This window comes from Bacillus sp. FSL R5-0434 (genome assembly GCF_038004745.1).
Lineage (GTDB): Bacteria > Bacillota > Bacilli > Bacillales > Bacillaceae > Bacillus > Bacillus halotolerans.
In genome coordinates this window covers 4,073,525-4,094,315 of sequence record NZ_JBBORV010000001.1, presented here as the reverse complement: position 1 = coordinate 4,094,315, position 20,791 = coordinate 4,073,525, and the positions used below count along the sequence as shown (strand labels likewise).

Sequence of the window (20,791 nt, the reverse complement as noted above, 5' to 3'; positions counted from 1 at the left end):
GCCCAATGAATAAGGTTGGTTTTTTTCGGTCGATCCAATTTAAGATTACCTTGATTTATGTGCTTTTGATTATCATCGCGATGCAAGTCATTGGTGTGTATTTTGTCAATCAGGTAGAGAAGTCGCTGATTACCTCTTATGAACAATCGCTTAATCAGCGAATCGACAACCTTTCTTATTATATTGAGCAGGAATATAAGAGTGATAATGACAGCACCGTCATTAAGGATGATGTCAGCCGTATTTTGAATGACTTCACGAAGAGTGATGAGATACGAGAAATTAGTTTTGTTGATAAAAGCTATGAAGTGGTTGGCTCTTCAAGGCCATATGGAGAAGAAGTTGCAGGGAAACAAACGACGGATCTCATTTTTAAAAGAATTTTTTCTACTAAACAGTCTTATTCGAGAAAATATTATGACCCGAAAAGCAAAATAAGAGTCCTCATTTCCGCAAAGCCCGTTACCACTGAAAACCAAGAGGTTGTCGGAGCGATTTATGTGGTAGCGAGCATGGAAGATGTCTTTGGCCAAATGAAGACCATCAACACGATACTGGCCTCCGGCACTGGTTTGGCCCTCGTTTTGACAGCCCTTCTCGGTATTTTTCTGGCCAGAACCATTACCCACCCGCTTTCAGATATGAGGAAGCAGGCAATGGAGCTTGCGAAAGGGAATTTCTCCAGGAAGGTTAGAAAGTACGGACATGATGAAATTGGACAGCTCGCCACAACGTTTAATCACTTAACGAGAGAGCTTGAAGATGCTCAGGCAATGACAGAGGGTGAACGCAGAAAGCTTTCCTCTGTTATTGCCTATATGACGGATGGCGTTATTGCCACAAACCGAAACGGAGCGATTATTCTCTTGAACAGCCCGGCGCTGGAGCTGCTGAACGTTTCACGTGAAACAGCCTTAGAAATGCCGATTACAAGCTTGCTGGGGATTCAAGAGAATTATACTTTTGAAGATTTAGTCGAACAGCAGGACTCTATGCTGCTCGAAATTGAGCGCGACGATGAATTGACAGTGCTTCGTGTCAATTTCTCCGTGATTCAAAGGGAGCATGGCAAAATCGACGGTTTAATTGCTGTCATTTACGATGTAACCGAGCAGGAGAAAATTGACCAGGAGCGCAGAGAGTTTGTAGCGAATGTATCACACGAGCTGCGGACGCCGCTTACGACCATGCGCAGTTATTTAGAGGCATTAGCGGAAGGCGCGTGGGAAAATAAAGACATTGCACCGCGTTTCTTAATGGTGACGCAGAATGAAACAGAGCGGATGATTCGGCTTGTAAACGATTTGCTTCAGCTTTCTAAGTTTGACAGCAAGGATTATCAATTTAATCGTGAGTGGATTCAAATCGTCCGATTTATGTCGCTCATTATTGATCGTTTTGAAATGACGAAGGAACAGCATGTGGAATTTATCCGCAATCTGCCGGACAGAAACCTGTATGTGGAGATTGACCAGGATAAAATTACGCAGGTGCTCGATAATATTATTTCCAACGCTTTAAAATACTCACCTGAAGGCGGACATGTCACCTTCTCGATTGACGTAAATGAAGAGGAAGAACTTCTCTATATCAGCGTTAAGGATGAAGGGATCGGGATTCCGAAAAAGGATGTCGAAAAAGTCTTTGACCGCTTCTACAGGGTTGATAAAGCGAGAACGAGAAAGCTCGGCGGGACCGGTCTGGGACTTGCTATTGCCAGGGAAATGGTTCAGGCGCACGGCGGAGATATTTGGGCAGACAGTGTAGAAGGAAAAGGCACAACGATAACTTTTACTCTTCCATATAAAGAGGAACAAGAGGATGATTGGGATGAAGCGTGAAAATATAAAAACAATATTACTTACGGTACTCGTCGTCATCAGTCTTGTTTTTACATGGAGCATATGGACATTTCAGCCTAATTTTTCTGAAGACTCGTCATCAGCAGAGTCTACGGTGCGTGAGAAGCATAAAATTGAAAAAAATACCCAAAAGCTGTCTGAAACGGTAAAACCGCGGGAAATGTTTATTCATGATGACGGTGCTCATTATAAGGTCGATGATGAAACGCTTTATGATGAAGTCTGGTCAGATTTGCCGCATTGGGATGTAAAAGGCATTAAAGATATATCGGATCAATATGATAAGGCCGGATTTAAGAGCTGGTTTTATGGAAGAGGCGGTTCTGCTGCCAAGCTTGATCTGCAATTCAGTGACACGATACCTATTGATATTATTCAAACGCTGTTTAAATGGTCCAATCAATCGTTTGAATACAGCTCGTTTGATCATATTATGATCCCATTCGATGAAACAAAAACGAATAAGAAGATTTATTTGGTATCTTACAGCAAGCAGCTTATTCTGGAAGTGACGGTTGAATCAGCAAACTACCGGAATATCATGAACGATTTAAAAAACAAAGAATCAAATATGCCTGCGTACAGCTTGTTCTCGATCGGCACAAAGAAAGAGTTTTTGCTTCCGAACAAATCGCTTACGATGGATAAAAAGGAATTTGTCACGGAATCAATTAAAACAAACACTTTTAAACAAGCGCTGTTCAGCGATCCGAGCATTGTAAGAGAAGATTCGAATTATAATAACAGAAATGTACTGACGGACGGCATCAGCCGTTTAGATGTCAGCCTGACCCAGCGGCAGGTTCAATTCCAGCAGCGTAATTTAGTGCAGAGCACTTCGTATCAAACAGGTGAATTAATCAAAAAGAGCCAGAAGTACCTAGAGGATACAGGAAGCTGGACGGATCACTATCAATTTTTTAATATCAACGACAGCCAGCAGCTGAGCTTCTATATCTTTATGGATCAGCTTCCGGTCATTAACAGCATGTCTAAACCGTTTGGCGGAACTTCGGCAATCACCGTCCAATGGGCCAATGACGATATTCTCAGCTATAAACGGCCGAACTACAGTCTTGGAACGAATCCGATTAAAACAAGTGAGACACAGCTGATGAGCGGCAGGGAAGTGAGGGCCCTTCTGTCCAAACAAACGGCGTATGATACGGACAAAATTGATCAGATTTTCCCTGCGTATCAGATGATCTCAACATCAACCAACGATGATCCTCTTGTTGAGCTTGAACCGGTTTGGGCTATGAAAATAAACGGAAAAATGGTGCCGATTACGAAGGAATTATTGACGAAGGAGGGGGCAGACAATGGAGTGGAATAAGACAAAAACAATCTTCATCGTTGCCTTCCTCATTTTAGATATTTTCTTAGGCTATCAGTTTTTTGAGAAGCGATCTAATAGTAAAGAATATGAAGTCATTAAAAATGATGTAGAGCATGACATGAAGGCAGACCATATCACGTATGAAGGTCTGGATAAAGAAGCGATAGAAGGCTATCGGATCACAGCGAATCAAAAAGTCTTCACGAAGGATGATATTGAATCACTCAAGGATCAAAAGCCTATGATGGATATGCCTAGTGATGATCATAAAGTAACGAACCTAAAGATGAAGTTTACGAGCCCGATTGCCCTTTCAAAGAAAAACATAGAGGACGATGCACAGGCGCTTGTGTCTTCTAAAATTCAAGATGGTGAAAAATATAAGCTTTGGAAGGTGGATAAATCTAAAAAAGAAATCATTTACTTCCAAACGTATGAAGGTCATTACATTTATCAGAAGACTGACAACTCCTCTAATATGATCGGACAAGTGATTTTGCACTTAAACGATAAAAACGAGGTTGTGTCATACGAGCAGTCGACGCTTGAAACCTTTAAGCAGATTCAGAAAGAAAACTTAATTACTGAGCTTGATGCGGTTGAATTATTGTACTATCAAAATCAATTAAAAGAATACTGCACCATAAAGAGTGTGAAATTCGGCTATGTGGCGCAATATCCGCTGACAAGCACGCAGGTGCTGGCTCCGGTATGGAGAGTTACGGTGGAGTATGATAAAAAAGTGAACGGCGAGAAAAAGAAAGTGCAAGAGTATTTTACTGTGAATGCTTTGGAGAGTACGATTTTAGATACAGACCAATCAAAATAATGGAGTGAACTGAAATGAGCTTGCAATTTAGCGTTCTTGCGAGCGGGAGTACGGGAAATGCGTTTTACCTGGAAACAGAGGATCACGCGTTTTTAGTGGACGCCGGTTTGAGCGGGAAAGCCATGGACGGATTAATGGCGCAAATCGGACGTAAGCTGGATGATGTGGACGGCATTTTTGTGACGCATGAGCATAGTGACCATATTAAAGGCCTCGGCGTCATCGCCAGAAAGTACAAGCTTCCGATCTATGCGAACGAGAAGACGTGGAAGGCGATGGAGAACCAGATCGGCAAAATTGATACCGATCAAAAGTTTGAGTTTCCGATGGAGACGGTGAAGTCGTTTGGCGGACTTGATGTAGAATCGTTTGGCGTCTCTCACGATGCGGCAGAGCCCATGTTTTATGTATTTCATTGTAATGGGCGCAAGCTCGCTTTAATGACAGATACAGGGTATGTCAGCGACCGGATGAAGGGCATTATCCGCTCGGCGAATGTGTTCGTTTTTGAAAGCAATCATGATGTCGGCATGCTGCAAATGGGAAGATACCCTTGGAGCATTAAGCGGCGGATTTTAAGTGACGTCGGGCACGTTTCAAATGAAGACGCTGCGTTGGCGATGACTGATGTCATCGGCGACGAGACGTCTCGTATCTACCTCGCTCATTTGAGTCAGGACAACAATATGAAAGAGCTGGCCAGAATGTCTGTCCAGCAGACATTGGCTTCTAAAGGATTTGTGACAGGCGAAACATTTGATTTGTTTGATACCGATCCGAAAAAGGCTACTCCGCTTTGCGCTGTATAATTTTTTCTTGTGTAACATGACTATTATAGGAGTTTCTAATCCACAATATAACCATATCAACGTTCTCTGAAAGGATGGAATATGGTGGATTACGAGCGTGAGGAAGAACATAATACTCCTGAACAGCCGAAGAGAAGCAAAAAAGGTTATTTTCTTTCAAGCCTGATCGGGGTGATTGTCGGTGCTGTATTGATGGCGTTTATTATGCCGTACCTTTCAAATGAGGGGTTTGATACGGGCGAGGCGGATCAGCAGCAGACCAACGGCCGGGAATCAATTCGAACAGTGAATGTCAGTGTGAACAACGCTGTCACTCAGATTGTCAGTAATGTGTCGCCAGCTGTTGTCGGCGTCGTAAACATTCAAAAAACAGATATTTGGGGAGAAAGCGGTGAGGCTGGGAGCGGCTCAGGCGTCATCTATAAGAAAAATGACCACTCTGCTTATGTCGTGACCAACCATCATGTGATCGAGGGCGCTTCCCAAATTGAAATCAGTTTAAAAGACGGTTCGCGCGTGTCTGCTGAGCTTGTCGGCAGCGACCAGCTGATGGATCTTGCCGTTTTGCGGGTGAAAAGCGATAAAATCAAAGCTGTCGCTGATTTTGGCAATTCAGATAAAGTGAAATCTGGTGAACCGGTGATTGCGATCGGCAATCCGTTAGGCCTTGAATTTGCAGGTTCTGTCACACAGGGCGTCATATCGGGAACAGAGAGGGCGATTCCGGTAGATTCCAATGATGACGGTCAGCCTGACTGGAATGCAGAGGTGCTGCAAACCGATGCGGCCATTAACCCGGGGAACAGCGGCGGAGCTTTGTTGAATATGGACGGAAAAGTCATTGGCATCAATTCAATGAAAATCGCAGAGTCAGCGGTTGAAGGGATTGGCCTGTCCATTCCATCTAAGCTTGTGATCCCGGTGATAGAGGATTTAGAGAAATACGGCAAAGTGAAGCGTCCGTTCCTTGGAATTGAAATGAAATCGTTAAGCGATATTGCAAGCTACCATTGGGATGAAACACTGAAGCTTCCTAAACATGTGACCAATGGAGCGGTGATAATGGGTGTAGATGCCTTTTCACCTGCCGGAAAAGCGGGACTCAAGGAGCTGGATGTCATCACTGAATTTGACGGGCAAAAAATAAATGATATTGTGGATCTTCGAAAGCGGCTTTATCAGAAAAGAGTCGGTGATCGGGTGAAGGTGACGTTTTACCGCGGCGGAAAAGAAAAATCCGTTGAAGTGAAGCTGTCCTCCGCAGATCAGTTAGGAAGTTAAAAAGCAGTCTGGCACTGATGCCAGGCTGTTTTTTATGCAAAAAAACGGAACGGGGGTTACGTCCGTTCCATAGAAAATACATGGATGTTACACGTGAAACAGCATGTAAGGGCTTGTGAGCTGCAAATACTTCCGTTTTCTTTTGACAACGTAGAAGATTTCCCGGTACCTTTGTATTTGTGACCGCAATGCTATGTGCTTTTGCTTTTGTGATGGTTTCTGAACCTGATGCTTCATTACTTTCATGCTGCTGTGGACATTGAAGGTATGAAGTTTGCCATCTTCTCCAAGCGCTTTAATGACATAGACGTATACACCGTCCACTTTCTTCATTTGAGCTGATTGAACAGTCCCTTGGTATTTCCTCCTTATCATCAGATGTAAACTGAAGTGAAAAGTGAAATCGGAAGAGGAACGGTTTTTCTGATCCGGCTCTCCTCGGGTAATTAAGATTGTTATTTTGCGTGCAGAGAAAACTTCTTCAGCCGGTATTGCAGGCTTTGTCTGCTGATGCCGAGCTCCTGAGCGGTTTTTGAAATGTTATGGCCGTGTTTTCTAAGGATGTTTTCGATCACATATTTTTCGAAGCTCTCCATTTTTTCTTTCAAATCAGCGGCGGGCTGATGCCCTGCGGGTTCCGGCTTCGAGATGTCTGCCGGCTTGATTTTCATGCGGTATTGATATGGCAGATGGTTGGCCGTAATCGTTTGTTCATCTGTCATGAAATTCATCGCACCCTCGATCATATGCTCAAGTTCGCGAATATTTCCCGGCCAATCATAGGATAAGAAAAATTGCTTCACATCTTCACTGATATGTTCGACATTCATTTGAAACAGGTGGTTGTTTTTCTGGATGAACTCTGACGCGAGAAGCAAAATGTCCTCTTTGCGTTCCCGAAGCGGCGGGATGATCAGTGTCACGACGCTCAGCCTGTAATACAAGTCCTTGCGCATTCGTTCACCCGCAATGGCATCAATCGGGTCTTCGTTCATCGTGGCGATAATGCGCACGTCAATCGGTGTATCCTTGGTCGAACCAATGCGTCTGATTTTCCGTTCTTGCAGGGCGCGCAGCAATTTTGCCTGCAAGCTCAAATTCAGTGAGTTGATTTCATCTAACAGAAGTGTGCCGCCATGGGCTTGCTCAAACAGGCCAGGCTGGTCAACGGCACCTGTAAACGCGCCTTTTTTCGTACCGAACAGGATGCTTTCCACCAGACTGTCCGGCAGAGCCGCACAGTTTTGAGAAATGAACGGGCCGCTTGATCGGTCGCTGCCGTTATGGATACTTTGTGCGAACAGCTCTTTTCCCGTGCCGGTTTCACCTGCGAGAAGAACCGATGAAGACGTGCGGGTCGCCCGCTTGGCGTTTTCGATGACATCCTGAATCGCCGGACTGGTGCCGAGAATGCTGTCAAATGTGTACGTCGCGTTTCCTTTTTTATGCATATTCTCTCTGATCAGGCGTTCCAGCTTTGTCACGTCCTTGGCAATTTCGACAGCGCCTTTGATGTTGCCGTCTTGGACGATCGGATATGTATGATTGATTGTCGTAATTTCCTGGCCTTTATTATTGAAATAGCTCTGCTTTACATTTTTGATCGTTTTGCCTTCCTGAAGGGCTTGCACAAGTGTGCTGTCCTGCTGCTTCGAAAACATAAATACATCCATCAGGTTTTTATTTAAGACGTCCTGCTTCTCCATATCTTCAATTTGCATCATTTTGTTGTTATAAACAATCGTGTTTCCATGCTCGTCCACCACGTGCAGGCCGACATCAATTTCATCCAAAATGCTCTGAAACACTAATGTGAGGAATTCGCTGTCTTTGACCAAAGTATAAACCTCCCTCATTTATTTTCTTAATATTGCTTCTATTTTATAAAAGAATGGAGAGGATATGCAAAAGAATTTTGCACTATATGAAAATCCCGCTCAAAATATCTGAATATTTTTGCACCATTGCCTCGAATATTGTAGAAAATACACGAATGTGCGAGTTGGCACGAAACTTGCATTTATAAAAAGGGAAAGCAGGATATAGTGTTGAAACAGAAAACAAGGGGGAATTCAAATATGCCAGCTTTATCAAAATCCAAAGAAATTATTGATCAGACGTCTCATTACGGTGCCAACAATTATCATCCACTGCCGATTGTTATTTCTGAAGCGCTGGGTGCTTGGGTAAAGGACCCGGAAGGCAATGAATATATGGATATGCTGAGTGCTTATTCTGCGGTGAATCAGGGGCACAGACATCCGAAGATCATTCAGGCGTTAAAGGATCAGGCTGATAAAATTACGCTGACGTCTCGCGCGTTTCACAACGATCAGCTCGGACCGTTTTACGAAAAGGCGGCTAAGCTGACGGGCAAAGAAATGATTCTGCCGATGAATACGGGGGCTGAAGCGGTTGAGTCTGCGGTGAAAGCAGCGAGACGCTGGGCTTATGAAGTGAAGGGCGTGGCGGACAATCAGGCGGAGATCATTGCGTGCGTCGGAAATTTCCATGGCCGGACGATGCTGGCGGTTTCTCTTTCTTCTGAAGAAGAGTATAAAAGAGGGTTCGGCCCGATGCTTCCGGGAATCAAACTAATCCCTTACGGAGATGCGGAAGCGCTGCGCCAGGCGATTACGCCAAACACAGCGGCATTCTTATTTGAACCGATTCAAGGCGAAGCGGGCATTGTGATTCCGCCTGAAGGATTTTTGCAGGAAGCGGCGGCAATTTGTAAGGAAGAAAATGTGCTGTTGATTGCCGATGAAATTCAGACGGGTCTCGGACGTACAGGTAAGACATTCGCTTGTGACTGGGATGGCATTGTTCCTGATATGTACATTTTGGGGAAAGCGCTTGGCGGCGGTGTGTTCCCGATCTCATGCATTGCGGCGGACCGCGACGTTTTAGGCGTGTTTAACCCGGGTTCACACGGCTCCACATTTGGCGGAAATCCGCTGGCATGTGCGGTGTCCATCGCCTCACTGGAAGTGCTGGAAGATGAAAAGCTGGCGGAGCGTTCTCTTGAGCTTGGCGAGTATTTTAAACAAGAGCTGGAGAGCATTGATAACCCAATCATTAAAGAAGTCCGCGGCAGAGGGCTGTTTATCGGTGTGGAACTGACGGAAGCGGCGCGTCCATATTGTGAGCGTTTAAAAGATGAAGGACTTTTATGCAAGGAAACGCATGATACCGTCATTCGTTTTGCACCGCCATTAATCATTTCCAAAAAGGATTTGGATTGGGCGATTGAAAAAATTAAGCATGTGCTGCAAAAGGCATAAATCCGCATCATGGCGGGATATTCACTTCGTTTGTATAAATTTACAACAGAAAAATTAGCACTCCCTATTTGCTCAGCTACAGTATTTTAGTATAATGTATCTTTATGAGAAGAAGTGAATTTTATATTAAATAGATAGAGACTCTTTGGACAGCAAACTGGGATACGCACCATGTAGATGTTCCAGCTTAGATCCAATACAAGTTGCTGAAGGGGTGCAGAATGTGAATACGAACCAAGATAACGGAAATCAGCTCCAGCGGACAATGAAATCTCGCCACTTGTTTATGATTTCATTGGGCGGAGTGATCGGAACCGGTTTCTTCCTGGGAACCGGGTTTACCATTAACCAAGCGGGACCGCTCGGCGCGGTTCTGTCTTATTTAGTGGGCGGCTTTATCATGTTTTTGACCATGCTCTGCTTAGGGGAGCTTGCGGTCGCCTTTCCTGTATCGGGGTCCTTCCAGACCTATGCGACAAAATTTATCAGCCCGGCCTTTGGGTTTGCGTTCGGCTGGCTGTACTGGCTCGGCTGGGCAGTTACATGCGCAATAGAATTTTTGTCAGCGGGGCAGCTGATGCTCCGCTGGTTTCCGCACGTTGATGTCTGGATTTGGTGTCTGGTCTTTGCGGCCCTAATGTTTACCTTAAATGCAATAACCGCGAAAGCCTTTGCAGAATCTGAATTTTGGTTTTCCGGCATTAAAATATTGATTATCCTTTTATTTATTATTCTCGGCGGAGCCGCTATGTTCGGCTTCATTGACCTAAAAGGCGGAGAGCAAGCGCCGTTTCTGACGCATTTTTATGAAGATGGGTTATTCCCGAACGGCATAAAGGCAATATTGATAACGATGATTACCGTGAACTTCGCATTCCAGGGAACTGAGCTGATCGGGGTTGCAGCCGGAGAAAGTGAAAACCCTGAAAAAACGATTCCGCGGTCCATCAAACAGACAGTATGGAGAACACTTGTCTTCTTTGTTCTTTCAATCATTGTCATTGCCGGCATGATTCCGTGGAAACAGGCGGGTGTTGTGGAAAGTCCGTTTGTTGCCGTATTTGAGCAAATCGGAATTCCATATGCCGCTGATATCATGAACTTTGTTATTTTAATTGCGCTGCTATCCGTTGCAAACTCAGGTTTATACGCATCGACTCGTATCCTGTACGCGATGGCGAATGAAGGACAGGCCTTCAAAGCGCTCGGCAAAACAAATAAAAGAGGTGTGCCGCTGAACGCGTTAATTGTAACGATGGCTGTGGCCTGCCTGTCGCTTCTGTCAAAAGTAGCGGCGGCCGAAACCGTGTATATGGTGCTTCTATCCTTGGCGGGCATGAGCGCGCAAGTCGGCTGGATCGCGATATCGCTTTCCCAAATCAGGTTCAGACGAAAATATATCCGTGAAGGCGGCAAGATAGAAGATCTGAAATTTAAAACACCGCTATATCCGGTACTTCCGCTGACCGGCCTGACGTTAAATACAGTCGTTCTCATCAGTCTCGCGTTTGATCCGGAGCAGCGTATCGCGCTGTATTGCGGAGTACCGTTTATGGTCATTTGCTACATCATTTATCATGTCGTCATTAAAAAACGCAAGCAGGCAAATCGTCAGCTAGAGCTTTAAAAACGTTGTCCGTAAGTCATCTTTGTTAGAACCCGCATAAGGACATTATCTTATATGTTGAGGTGGAATCACAGATGGATAAAACGATTTCGGTTATTGGAATGCCAATGGATTTAGGACAAGCACGACGCGGAGTGGACATGGGACCAAGTGCCATCCGATATGCCCATTTGATTGAGAGGCTGTCAGAAATGGGTTATACGGTTGAAGATCTCGGTGACATTCCGATCAGCCGTGAAAAGATCAAAAACGATGAAGAACTGAAAAACCTAAATTCCGTACTGGCAGGAAACGAAAAGCTCGCTCAAAAGGTGAACACCGTAATTGAAGAGAAAAAATTCCCGCTTGTCTTGGGCGGCGATCACAGTATCGCGATCGGCACGCTCGCAGGTACAGCGAAGCATTACGATAAGCTCGGCGTCATCTGGTATGACGCACACGGTGACCTGAATACGCTTGAAACATCACCTTCAGGCAATATTCACGGCATGCCGCTGGCCGTCAGCCTTGGCATCGGACACGAGTCACTGGTGAACCTTGAAGGATATGCGCCTAAAATCAAACCGGAAAATGTTGTCATTATCGGCGCCCGGTCACTTGATGAAGGAGAGCGCCAGTATATTAAGGAAAGCGGCATGAAGGTGTACACCATGCACGAAATCGACCGCCTCGGCATGACAAAGGTGATCGAAGAAACCCTTGATTATTTATCAGACTGCGACGGCGTCCATCTCAGCCTCGATCTGGACGGACTTGATCCAAACGACGCACCGGGTGTCGGAACCCCTGTCGTCGGCGGCATCAGCTACCGCGAAAGCCACCTGGCTATGGAAATGCTGTATGATGCAGGCATCATTACCTCAGCTGAATTTGTTGAGGTCAACCCGATCCTTGATCATGAAAACAAAACCGGAAGAACAGCGGTAGAGCTAGTAGAATCCCTGCTAGGGAAGAAATTGCTGTAGACATGTGAAAACCCCCGCATCCCAGCGGGGGTTTTCTTTATTATCCAATCATTTTCTCAGCGACTTTCATCTCTTGTGAGTGTGATTGATGATCTGCAATAAACCAGCCGGATAAAATCACTGCTGCAACGCCTGCGCCAATTAGAAACTTTTTCATTTACATAACCTCCGTTTGTTTAATGAGTTCCTCAATCTGTATCGCTTCATAAAAAAAGTGGGCAGCTTCTTTATAAAGCTCATTTTCCCTATACCGTTCGCCAGCCAAAATGGAAAGTTCTCTTACACTGTCGTATTCTCTCTCCGACATCAACACATCCATATGTTCTTTGCATAAGTGAAACGTTTCCGCATGACCTCCTTCTGCGTAAATGGCATATAACATATCAATTTTCGCCTCACATATTTTATTCGGCTCAGTATTTAATTTTTCCTTCAATTTTTGGTAATAAGCTAGGGCCTGTTCTTTCTTTTCAATCTTAAACAGCTCTCGTATCAGCAAGTAAACAGAATGATAGTAATAGGCAGATCGGGCGTACTCTTCGTTCTGTAAAGCCTCTTCTAATTTTGAGATGGCCTTGTCTGATTTGCCGCTTTGGGCATGGAGAAGTCCAAAGTTATGTAAAAGCTGGGCCTCAAAAAAATGATCCTCTAATTCTCTCGTCATGCGAATGGCTTCATCCAAATAAGTTTCCGCCTCTTCAAACTGGTTCATCTCGGTAAAATTGCCTGACATCGTAATTAATGCGGAGGCGAGTTTCTTTTTGTAATCCGTTTCTTCTCTGAACGTTTTGACCGCTTGCCGTGTATGGTTGAGAGACACCATATTTTGTCCCAGCTTATAATAGAGCTTGCCGACCTTCAGATGAAATTCGGCTTTTTCGATCGGATCGGGAATGTTGCTGAGATACTGCTCCGCATCTTTATAGAGCCCGATGGCAATTTCGTAATTATTTTTATAGGCTTCATACATGCCTTCAAACAGAAAAAAGTAATATTTCAGCATGTCTGACGTAGCATTCATATGAGGAGACTCCTCATGCTCAAAGCCCAGCCCTCTCGCTTCATGAAGCAATACTTTATGGCGCAATTCTAATAAGGAGAAGTAGGCAAGCACCTCCTGATCCTCTTCCATATCATCCAATAAAGGCTTCACTTCTTCAAAGATACGGGCGGACTCTTCAACTTCATGTTTCTTGATCGCAAGGTACCAATCGTTGAGCATGTTAGCGATTTCTGCGGGTGCAATCTTATTCATTTGAAACTCCCTTCTCTATTCATTTATCAATCTATTTGCTTATCTTGATAGTAACACCTCTTTCTATTTTATGTAAAATCCTCTAGTCAATAAATAAAGGAGAAGCTATATGACCATCACGCTAACCCCCATGCAGATCGAAGAATTTCGATCCTATCTGACATACACGACAAAGCATTATGCAAGAGAAAAGGTAAAGGCAGGATCGTGGCTCCCTGATGAGGCCATGCTTTTGTCCAAACAGACTTTTTCTGATTTGCTGCCGAATGGGCTGCACACGCATCATCACCATTTGTAGAGTATCATCCTGAACGGAAAGGAAACGGCTGGCTGGCTCTGGATTCACGCAGAACCGGAACACCCGCAGCAGGAAGCGTTTATTTACGATTTCGGGCTGTATGAATCATATCGGGGAAAAGGTTTCGCGAAGCAAGCCTTGAACGCACTGGATGAGATGGCGAGAAACATGGGCATTCGAAAGCTGTCTCTCCACGTATTCGCTCACAATGAGACAGCAAGGCGGCTGTATGAGCAAACTGGATTTCAGGAGACTGATGTGATCATGAGTAAGAAGCTCTAGGTCTGGGGAAGGCCTTTTTTTGTGAGACAACCTTCCTGTAAATGATTTCTAAAAATTCTGTAAATCACCTAGCTACCTTCCACATTTCCCTAATATAATGTTGATAAAGGAAATCATCTTTCCTAACACACATGAAAAGAGGAGATGTTATGAGTATTAAGGGAAGAATGTTTATTATTTTGGTAGCGCTTACAATTGGCGGCGGCCTGTTTATTTCTCCCGCCAAAGCTGTAAAGGCCACGAACTATGTCGAAGAAATCGCAGCGCTTCAGCCAGGCACGACCCCAGAAGAAATCACAAAATCCGCCAGCCAGATTGCCAAACAGCAGCACGTAAAGACCGATGTGATTCTCAAACAGTTTTACCAGGAAATCACCGCCGATAAAGCAGAAGGAGACCGGCTCGCCAAGGAAAGCGGCATGTCCGTGATGGGCGGCTCATCCGGTACGAAAAAACTTCCCACTAGCACGAAAGGAAACATCTACTATACCAACTCCTACACAGCCTACTACAACCATGGCCACGTCGGCATGTACTCCGCCGCTGACAAGATTGTTGAATCGGTTCCAAGCGACGGCGTCAGGCAGATCGCTTATAATGCCAGAGACGTGGAAGACAACTCCATCGTACAAACAGTCAACGTCACCTCATCTAAAAAAACATCAGCTGCCGACTGGGCGGTATCAAGAGTCGGCGACCCATACTCATTTAACTTCGTCAATAACAGAAATACCGGCCATGACGGCGCAAAAAACTGTTCGAAGCTCCTATGGTCTGCATTTTTACTGAAAGCCGGCATTGATATCGACAGCAATAAAGGGTTAGGCGTTTACCCGCGCGACATCACAAGTTCTTCCTATACGACAACCGTCATGACGATCCATTAAGGAGCGGATATGAAAAAGTGGATGATCACCATCGCCTTGCTGATGCTTGCAGGAATCGCATTATTTGTCTTCGTTTCTCCTCTCAAAAGCCATAAAGCCGTGAGTCAGCAGGATCTCCGAGACCCTGATTTTCTGGACGACAAAGAAATCCTGCTGTATTTCTCAACCTCAGCGGATCAAGATGCATTCGGCGGCGGGAAAAGCTATGCCCTGTTTATCAGCCAAGACGGTTCGCTGTCGTCATTTAAGATGAAGGGCCTTGAGCTGGGCTCAGCCAAGGTTCACGGCGACAGTGTGATGCTGGAGGACAAAAACACGATTTTCACGATCAAAGACGGCCTGAGCTCCCATAAAAGAGCCTATCAGCACACTGGAGACAGCGCAGGCTTTCTGCAAAATACGGATGGTTTTTATACCCTATACAATTCCGGCTACGACAAAAAGGGAGACGGGTACCGCTCAGAGCTGTACCGCCAGATGAACGGAGAGTGGAAAAAAGACGTCATTCCTTACTACATCCGAGCCTCCGGTTTTCACGGTGGCGCCATTTACGCACTTGTCCCGACAGACGATGAGAAAGGCTATCAGCTCCTTCAGATTCAGGCCGATCAAAAGAAGCTTACCTATCATGCCATCACGGAATGGCAGTATCGGGAAGGAGCTTCAATCGAATCTCAGCTTGCTGCGGACGATCAAGCTGTATATGTGATGGTTCGGGGGCAAAAAGCCAGCAATCTCTATCAAATGGTGAAAATCAATAAGAAAAGCGGCAAGGTGGAGCTTTACGATATCGCCGAATACAAAAACGACGAGCAAACAATATACAGCTCTATGCCGTTCAGCTTCAAAAAAAGCTTTTTCCCGTATCACAGGTCCCTGTATTTCATTGACGGCTTCGGAAAGGTATACAAGATCGATGCAAAGACAGGAAAAAGCCGGATTGCCTTCGCCCTTTCCCCAGAAAAAATGAAGTCCGATTTCAAAGAAATCACCCAAAAAGGCAGCAGCCTCTATTTCTTCACATACACCTACAACCAGCCTGCATACATTGAACAATACAGCTTAAGAACCGGAAAGAAAGTGAAGGAAAAAGAGATCGGGAAGGTAAAGGAGATCGTGGCGCCGAAAAGTCATTTGAAGCTGTATGATTTTGAGGTGATGAAGGATTTTTAAGGTGAAGGGGGTTCCGACTTGGGAGCCGTTTTACTGCTCATCGTTTTTGTTTTTCCGATGATGTCAGGCGTAATTGGTGCAGCGGGTTATTTCATATGTAAGAAAGTTTGGATTGGTCCGCTCATCGTGCTTATTGCGAGTTTGATATTGTTGTTTACGTTAGCCTCTGGTAACAGTTCATTCATGTTTTGGGTTGTGCTTTATACTGCAATTGCGTTAGCAACCAGTGTTGTCACATTATTTCTCAGGAAATTATTATTCAACTGACCGCTGTTTATGAAGAGACTTGTGAAGTCTCTTTTTTCTGTTGCGCAATGTGATACATATCAATGATAGAACGTTGTCCAGCCTCCATCTAAACGAGGTTCAAAACTATAAATCTCGAATGGCCTTTTCAAGCAAACAGGTGTTAATTACTGTAAAATGAATATATAAAATGGATGCAGATAAAGGAGGAAGCATATGCGCACCAAACGGGTCATTCTTCTGGCAGTTATCATCAGTCTGATTTCGGCGGCTACGATGTTCCTGTTAAACGGAGGTAAAGCAGATTGGTTCGACATCATCGGAACCATTATGGGCTGCTTTCTTGGCATATTTGTTGTTGTAAGAATACAGAAAAAGCAGGCGTGAAAAAGGGAAAGGGTCATGCCGAACCGAAGTCATGTTCAAGGACGCAAAGTCCAAAGACATGAATGGGAGGAATGGCGTTGACAGGAAACAAAGCGGTTGTGTACAAAGGCAAAGGAAACGTGGCGGTGGAGGATATCGGCTATCCGGAGTTAATCTTGAGGGACGGGCCCGGCGTTCCGAAGGTGAATGTGAATCGGAAATGTGAGCACGGGGTGATTTTGAAGGTGATTACCACAAACATTTGCGGAAGCGACCAGCACATGGTCAGAGGCCGCACGACGGCCCCTGACGGCTTAGTGCTCGGGCATGAAATTACGGGAGAAGTCATTGAAACGGGTCGGGACGTTGAATTTATCAAAAAAGGCGACATCGTATCCGTTCCCTTTAACATTGCCTGCGGGCGCTGTGTGATGTGCAGAACGCAGAAAACGCATGTGTGCCTGAATGTCAATCCGGACCGGCCGGGATCGGCTTACGGTTACGTCGATATGGGCGGCTGGGTCGGCGGGCAGTCGGAATACGTCATGGTGCCGTACGCCGATTTTCAGCTGTTGGTCTTCCCGGATAAAGAACAGGCGTTAGAGAAAATTCTTGATTTAACCATGCTGTCCGACATTTTTCCGACAGGTTTCCACGGGGCGTACACAGCGGGTGTGCAAACGGGATCGACTGTCTATATCGCAGGAGCGGGGCCTGTCGGCTTAGCCGCCGCGCACTCCGCCCAGCTCCTTGGCGCTTCCACAGTGATTGTAGGCGATTTGAATGAAGACAGACTGGCACAGGCGAGAAGCTTTGGCTGTGAAACCGTCAACGTGCAAAAACACGACCGTCTAGGCGAACAAATTGAACAGATACTAGGTGAACCAACCGTGGATGCCGCAGTGGACTGTGTCGGCTTTGAAGCATCTGGACACGGCAGCCAAGGAGAAGCGCCAGCCGCCGTGCTGAACTCGATTATGGATGTCACCCAAGTCGGCGGAAGTCTCGGTATTCCAGGCTTATACGTGACCGAAGATCCCGGTGCAAAGGATGCGGACGCCAAAACAGGCTCTTTAAAAATCCGCTTTGGACTCGGCTGGGCCAAAGCCCACACCTTCGTCACCGGGCAAACACCCGCTATGACATACAACCGCAACTTGATGAAAGCGATCCTGAGCGGCAGAGCGCAAATCGCAAAAGCCGTCAACGCCACTGTCATTTCTCTGGACGACGCGCCAAAAGGATACAGCGACTTTGACAAAGGAGCGGCGAAGAAATTTGTGATTGATCCGCATGGAACATTGCAATAAAAAAAAGCCGGCCGTTCAATCGAACGCCGGCTTTATTGCTGATAATCGGTTTCTTCAAAGCGATCTCCTGATTCGTCTTGGACGATTAAATTCCCTTCAATTTTGTCCAGTCCAATCAAAATATAAGGGTTTTTCTCATTTTCCTCGGAAACCGGCTTTCGCTTCACAGTCACAATCGTTTCTTTAGGCGAGAATTTGACGTCTGACACCTCAAGCTTCTTATCCTTCTCGCTGCTTCCGAGAGAGACCACGACCATTTTTTTGCCTTCTGATATGGTGAAGACTTGGTATCCTTTCACTTCATCATGTGTTTGAAGGTAATTTGCGTATAATTCTAGCTCGGAACTCCCTTCACCGATCCGATCCTTCTCTAACACCCAATAAGACGGCTGACACCCAGTAAGCAACAACATGATCACAAAAAGCCAAACCCATCTAAAGCGCACATGCAGACCTCCCCAAACATCGGTTACATCCAAACTAACATACGAGCGAAATAGAGTCATCAACAGCTTGTTTGTCGATTTGTGGATAAAACTCAGCCCGAAGCACTACTAACATGTGAATAAATAGGTTATATTGGGAAGAGAATATTTGCAAAAATGCAAGAAACCATCGGAGGATTTGACATGAAACAAACGTATTATTCCTGTGAAGAACACATCGAAACCGTGCTGGATATGTACATAGACGACCACGAGCTGCCGCCCGAAATCAGAAAAATCGAACATACTAACAGTTTATCCACAGCCTGTGAATTATGTGGAGACCCCGCAGTATATATAGTGGGGAACGAATGATCTTACACAAAATACAGAAAAGATATCCACAATTGTGGACAACATATATGAATAACTTGTTTCTAAAGTGGGGATGACCTGTGAATATCAATATTGTGACAATCGGAAAACTAAAAGAAAAATACCTCAAGCAAGGCATTGAAGAATACACCAAACGACTTTCGGCCTACGCAAAAATCGACATCATCGAACTCCCAGACGAAAAAGCGCCGGAAAACCTAAGCGATCAGGACATGAAAATCATAAAAGACAAAGAAGGCGACCGCATCCTATCCAAAATCAGCCCCGACGCCCACGTCATCGCCCTCGCCATCGAAGGAAAAATGAAAACATCCGAAGAACTAGCCGATACAATAGATAAGCTGGCTACTTATGGAAAAAGCAAAGTCACCTTCGTCATCGGCGGATCACTCGGATTGAGTGACGCGGTAATGAAGCGAGCGGATGACAAGCTGTCGTTTTCGAAGATGACGTTTCCTCATCAGTTGATGCGTCTCATACTAGTGGAGCAGATTTATCGGGCTTTTCGGATTAATCGTGGGGAGCCTTATCATAAGTGAGTGAGATATTCTATTAGTAAACGTATTTTATGCTATATAAAATTAGAAAAGAAGCAAACGGTTTGAGTTCATAATGAAAAAAGAGGGTGGAAAAAGGGTGATGAGGAAAGAGAACTTTTATAAGGATATTGAAAAAAGAGCACAAGCTATATATGAACAATACCAAGATTTGATGAAAGGAGTTTTCAAAAAAAATTCTAATTCATTAAATCATCAATTAAAGTTTTATCTTAAAGATGATGGAAGATTAGGTGGAAAGGCATGGTGTGAAAATGATATTGATAAAATTGAAATAAATAAGGGGGTAATTAACAATTTTTTTGATTATTTCTATGACTTTGCGGAAAAAGATAGTGAGAAGTTACTGAAAAAGTTACGTTTGGACGTAGAAAAGGCTGAAAATGGAGAAATACCATATGAATTTCTTATTTATTCTAGTAGTGGAGAGGCTAAAATTATAGATAATAAAACTAATGAGTTAAACTTAGCAAGTTTACTCACTGTATTTGTATCACGTTTCATATTAACTCATGAATTGGGGCATTTGCTTAATGGTCATTGTGGATATTTAAATGCAGAAAGCGATAAAAATATGCAATATATTCCGATGTTTTATAAAGATACTAATGGGCGTAATAATATTATTTCGCCATTAGATAATAGAACTCTGGAGATGGATGCAGATGCTTTTGCAACTACAGATAACTTTAGGAACTTAGTGATATTGTATAACAAATTTGAAGAAAAAGTTAATAGTAATATAAATATAAAACCAATAGATTTATTTTATTGGTGGTCATTTGCAATTAGAAGCAATTTTTTAATAATACAAAGGTTATTAAGTGACGAGGAGTACAAGGATAATAAAACACACCTACCAAGTGTAGCACGTTGGAGTTTAATAATCGGTTCAATTCAAACAAATATAGAGAGTGGCATTTATAAAATAAATTATCGGAATGGAGATAGTAAAGAAAAACTTTTAGATGTAATTATAAAAGGTAGTATATACGCTGAAAAGTGTTATAACGAAAAATTCTTTACAGATTATAACTGGATTACAGAGACAATAGAAAATGAAGGGTACAAGTATTCTGTAACTGAAATCGCAAATAACTGGAAAATAATAAGTAGAAAATTAAGTCGTTTCTCAAGATTACCTCTTTATGAATCGTAATTATTAAAATTGTACTATCTAAAATAATAAATATACTGGTTATGATATTAAATTCAAGGAACCTTTTAAGAGTGAGTTTTGATTTTTCATATTATGAATGCTGTATTCATGGTTTGCTAGGCAAGGACAAAGATGATCAACATCTTAAAGGTTACTAGTTTTTTGAATTGCAATGTATAATTTGTTAATCCAACATATTATCTAGAAGTATTAGAGGAAGTAAAGAAGTCAATAATTTCTTTATACCTCAAATCTACCTTAAAAGCCAGGATATTATGCAATAATAATTGAAGAGTACTTTTTAGTAAAAGATGATTTAATAAAGAATGAGTTGTTCTAGAAAGAAGTTAACAAAATAAATACTGCTGAAGAAAAAAAGGAAATTCTTAAAGTAACTAGGTATAGGGGAGTGATAACAACTGGCTATTCAATTTCTTAATA

Annotated in this window: 20 protein-coding genes and 1 pseudogene; 17 read left to right on the top strand and 4 right to left on the bottom strand. The window is 43.9% G+C overall.

Annotation, left to right across the window (positions count from 1 at the left end; all coding sequences use genetic code 11):
* Positions 1–5 precede the first annotated feature (5 nt).
* From walK to htrC, 5 genes are all read left to right on the top strand, one after another.
* A complete protein-coding gene (walK, locus tag NYE43_RS21245) occupies positions 6–1,841 on the top strand; it encodes a cell wall metabolism sensor histidine kinase WalK (RefSeq protein WP_044160205.1) in 1,836 nt (611 codons plus the stop codon).
* Entirely contained in the window at positions 1,831–3,198 is a 1,368-nt protein-coding gene (gene yycH, locus NYE43_RS21240) for a two-component system activity regulator YycH (RefSeq protein ID WP_024123517.1), read from the top strand. The genes walK and yycH overlap by 11 nt, the downstream gene beginning before the upstream one ends.
* Complete coding sequence (locus NYE43_RS21235) at positions 3,185–4,030, top strand: two-component system regulatory protein YycI (protein WP_024123516.1); 846 nt, start codon at positions 3,185–3,187, stop codon at positions 4,028–4,030. Before yycH ends, NYE43_RS21235 begins: the two co-directional genes overlap by 14 nt.
* A 14-nt stretch (positions 4,031–4,044) precedes the next feature.
* Positions 4,045–4,839 (top strand): MBL fold metallo-hydrolase, encoded by a 795-nt coding sequence (locus NYE43_RS21230; protein ID WP_024123515.1) that lies wholly within the window; start codon positions 4,045–4,047, stop codon positions 4,837–4,839.
* Between the two features lie 81 nt (positions 4,840–4,920).
* Entirely contained in the window at positions 4,921–6,120 is a 1,200-nt protein-coding gene (gene htrC / locus NYE43_RS21225) for a serine protease HtrC (protein WP_044160202.1), read from the top strand.
* 455 nt (positions 6,121–6,575) lie between these two features.
* Here the strand turns inward: htrC and rocR are convergent, their stop codons facing one another.
* Positions 6,576–7,958, bottom strand: a complete 1,383-nt coding sequence (gene rocR, locus NYE43_RS21220; protein ID WP_024123512.1) for an arginine utilization regulatory protein RocR — start codon at positions 7,956–7,958, stop codon at positions 6,576–6,578.
* A 240-nt stretch (positions 7,959–8,198) separates the two neighbouring features.
* Between rocR and rocD the strand changes: the two genes are divergently transcribed.
* The 3 genes from rocD (at position 8,199) to rocF (ending at position 11,996) form a co-directional block, all read left to right on the top strand.
* Entirely contained in the window at positions 8,199–9,404 is a 1,206-nt protein-coding gene (rocD, locus tag NYE43_RS21215) for an ornithine aminotransferase (protein WP_103672066.1), read from the top strand.
* Positions 9,405–9,627: 223 nt separating this feature from the next.
* On the top strand, positions 9,628–11,031 hold the full coding sequence (locus NYE43_RS21210) for an amino acid permease (protein ID WP_326323503.1): 1,404 nt from the start codon (positions 9,628–9,630) through the stop codon (positions 11,029–11,031).
* 74 nt (positions 11,032–11,105) lie between these two features.
* The gene (gene rocF, locus NYE43_RS21205; protein WP_127696238.1) at positions 11,106–11,996 is read left to right on the top strand and encodes an arginase; all 891 of its coding nucleotides are present in this window, start codon (positions 11,106–11,108) and stop codon (positions 11,994–11,996) included.
* Positions 11,997–12,036: 40 nt separating this feature from the next.
* Here the strand turns inward: rocF and NYE43_RS21200 are convergent, their stop codons facing one another.
* Entirely contained in the window at positions 12,037–12,153 is a 117-nt protein-coding gene (locus NYE43_RS21200; RefSeq protein ID WP_010332587.1) for a Phr family secreted Rap phosphatase inhibitor, read from the bottom strand.
* Positions 12,154–13,251, bottom strand: a complete 1,098-nt coding sequence (locus tag NYE43_RS21195; RefSeq protein WP_341062661.1) for a Rap family tetratricopeptide repeat protein — start codon at positions 13,249–13,251, stop codon at positions 12,154–12,156. It lies immediately after the preceding gene.
* A 109-nt stretch (positions 13,252–13,360) separates the two neighbouring features.
* Between NYE43_RS21195 and NYE43_RS21190 the strand changes: the two are divergent.
* From NYE43_RS21190 to fdhA, 6 genes and pseudogenes are all read left to right on the top strand, one after another.
* Positions 13,361–13,831 (top strand): annotated as a pseudogene (locus NYE43_RS21190) (GNAT family N-acetyltransferase).
* 149 nt (positions 13,832–13,980) lie between these two features.
* Complete coding sequence (locus NYE43_RS21185; RefSeq protein ID WP_341062659.1) at positions 13,981–14,718, top strand: YiiX/YebB-like N1pC/P60 family cysteine hydrolase; 738 nt, start codon at positions 13,981–13,983, stop codon at positions 14,716–14,718.
* Positions 14,719–14,727: 9 nt separating this feature from the next.
* Positions 14,728–15,891 (top strand): hypothetical protein, encoded by a 1,164-nt coding sequence (locus NYE43_RS21180; RefSeq protein WP_340925665.1) that lies wholly within the window; start codon positions 14,728–14,730, stop codon positions 15,889–15,891.
* A gap of 18 nt (positions 15,892–15,909) precedes the next feature.
* A complete protein-coding gene (locus NYE43_RS21175) occupies positions 15,910–16,158 on the top strand; it encodes a DUF2651 family protein (protein ID WP_340925668.1) in 249 nt (82 codons plus the stop codon).
* A 195-nt stretch (positions 16,159–16,353) separates the two neighbouring features.
* On the top strand, positions 16,354–16,524 hold the full coding sequence (locus NYE43_RS21170; RefSeq protein ID WP_101859661.1) for a hypothetical protein: 171 nt from the start codon (positions 16,354–16,356) through the stop codon (positions 16,522–16,524).
* A gap of 62 nt (positions 16,525–16,586) precedes the next feature.
* The gene (gene fdhA, locus NYE43_RS21165; protein WP_341062656.1) at positions 16,587–17,813 is read left to right on the top strand and encodes a formaldehyde dehydrogenase, glutathione-independent; all 1,227 of its coding nucleotides are present in this window, start codon (positions 16,587–16,589) and stop codon (positions 17,811–17,813) included.
* Positions 17,814–17,845: 32 nt separating this feature from the next.
* Here the strand turns inward: fdhA and NYE43_RS21160 are convergent, their stop codons facing one another.
* Positions 17,846–18,259 (bottom strand): hypothetical protein, encoded by a 414-nt coding sequence (locus NYE43_RS21160; protein WP_341062654.1) that lies wholly within the window; start codon positions 18,257–18,259, stop codon positions 17,846–17,848.
* A gap of 183 nt (positions 18,260–18,442) precedes the next feature.
* Here NYE43_RS21160 and NYE43_RS21155 point away from each other — a divergent pair, with 183 nt between their 5' ends.
* From NYE43_RS21155 to NYE43_RS21145, 3 genes are all read left to right on the top strand, one after another.
* On the top strand, positions 18,443–18,613 hold the full coding sequence (locus NYE43_RS21155) for a CxxH/CxxC protein (protein WP_003236479.1): 171 nt from the start codon (positions 18,443–18,445) through the stop codon (positions 18,611–18,613).
* Positions 18,614–18,693: 80 nt separating this feature from the next.
* The gene (gene rlmH, locus NYE43_RS21150) at positions 18,694–19,173 is read left to right on the top strand and encodes a 23S rRNA (pseudouridine(1915)-N(3))-methyltransferase RlmH (protein WP_003326142.1); all 480 of its coding nucleotides are present in this window, start codon (positions 18,694–18,696) and stop codon (positions 19,171–19,173) included.
* 73 nt (positions 19,174–19,246) lie between these two features.
* Positions 19,247–20,350 carry a hypothetical protein gene (locus NYE43_RS21145; protein ID WP_341062650.1) on the top strand — a complete coding sequence of 368 codons (1,104 nt, stop codon included), beginning with the start codon at positions 19,247–19,249 and terminating at the stop codon, positions 20,348–20,350.
* Positions 20,351–20,791: the final 441 nt, after the last annotated feature.

Bases quoted from the DNA above. Each gene is read 5' to 3' on its own strand.
- rocD (WP_103672066.1), top strand. From the start codon at position 8,199: ATGCCAGCTTTATCAAAATCCAAAGAAATTATTGATCAGACGTCTCAT.
- fdhA (WP_341062656.1), top strand. From the start codon at position 16,587: ATGGGAGGAATGGCGTTGACAGGAAACAAAGCGGTTGTGTACAAAGGC.
- rocF (WP_127696238.1), top strand. From the start codon at position 11,106: ATGGATAAAACGATTTCGGTTATTGGAATGCCAATGGATTTAGGACAA.
- NYE43_RS21195 (WP_341062661.1), bottom strand. From the start codon at position 13,251: ATGAATAAGATTGCACCCGCAGAAATCGCTAACATGCTCAACGATTGG.
- htrC (WP_044160202.1), top strand. From the start codon at position 4,921: ATGGTGGATTACGAGCGTGAGGAAGAACATAATACTCCTGAACAGCCG.
- NYE43_RS21230 (WP_024123515.1), top strand. From the start codon at position 4,045: ATGAGCTTGCAATTTAGCGTTCTTGCGAGCGGGAGTACGGGAAATGCG.
- yycH (WP_024123517.1), top strand. From the start codon at position 1,831: ATGAAGCGTGAAAATATAAAAACAATATTACTTACGGTACTCGTCGTC.
- NYE43_RS21200 (WP_010332587.1), bottom strand. From the start codon at position 12,153: ATGAAAAAGTTTCTAATTGGCGCAGGCGTTGCAGCAGTGATTTTATCC.
- NYE43_RS21185 (WP_341062659.1), top strand. From the start codon at position 13,981: ATGAGTATTAAGGGAAGAATGTTTATTATTTTGGTAGCGCTTACAATT.
- NYE43_RS21235 (WP_024123516.1), top strand. From the start codon at position 3,185: ATGGAGTGGAATAAGACAAAAACAATCTTCATCGTTGCCTTCCTCATT.
- NYE43_RS21155 (WP_003236479.1), top strand. From the start codon at position 18,443: ATGAAACAAACGTATTATTCCTGTGAAGAACACATCGAAACCGTGCTG.
- NYE43_RS21145 (WP_341062650.1), top strand. From the start codon at position 19,247: ATGAAAAAAGAGGGTGGAAAAAGGGTGATGAGGAAAGAGAACTTTTAT.
- NYE43_RS21180 (WP_340925665.1), top strand. From the start codon at position 14,728: ATGAAAAAGTGGATGATCACCATCGCCTTGCTGATGCTTGCAGGAATC.
- walK (WP_044160205.1), top strand. From the start codon at position 6: ATGAATAAGGTTGGTTTTTTTCGGTCGATCCAATTTAAGATTACCTTG.
- NYE43_RS21170 (WP_101859661.1), top strand. From the start codon at position 16,354: ATGCGCACCAAACGGGTCATTCTTCTGGCAGTTATCATCAGTCTGATT.